The 470-nt window shown below is 61.1% G+C and carries 1 protein-coding gene; it reads right to left on the bottom strand.

The features are described 5' to 3' along the window. Window positions 1-100: 100 nt before the first annotated feature. On the bottom strand, window positions 101-470 hold a 370-nt coding region (locus tag GVJ63_RS21880; RefSeq protein WP_200843134.1), incomplete at its 5' end, for a hypothetical protein.

Raw genomic sequence — 470 nt, 5'->3', positions numbered from 1 at the left:
CCACAGCATCGCCAGGACGGCCCACCTGGTGGGCTGCAGCGAAGCTCAGGTCAAACGAGTCTGGGCCGCGGCTGGGCCATCAGAGGCCAAATGAGCATGCTCACCACTGCGGCCGCATGGAGCCAGTTTCTGGACAGGCGACGTTTCGGATGCCGGTGATCATCTGATCGACCCAGCAGCGTTGAACCTGAGGGTCGGTGGCCGCCAGATCATCGAGCCAGGTGCCGACTACCCTTGCCCTGCAGATCGGGTGCTGCTGCATTTCCTCGGTAGCGTCTGAACACCCTTCCGTTCCTACGCCGGAAACCCAGACGGCAAGGCCTTCATTGGCCCATTCAGGCACTTTATGAAGATCCTGGCCACGTTGCTCCTGGATGAGCACGTGCGTCAACTCATGGGCCAGCACAGCTGGGATTTGGCCTGGCTGCACCAGGTCTGCATTGACGAAGACACGATTCTTGAGCTGCGCC

The sequence above is a fragment of the Pantoea sp. 18059 genome (assembly GCF_902706165.1).
In the GTDB taxonomy this organism is placed as follows: Bacteria; Pseudomonadota; Gammaproteobacteria; order Enterobacterales; family Enterobacteriaceae; genus Pantoea; species Pantoea agglomerans.
This window is presented reverse-complemented; position numbering and strand designations above follow the sequence as displayed.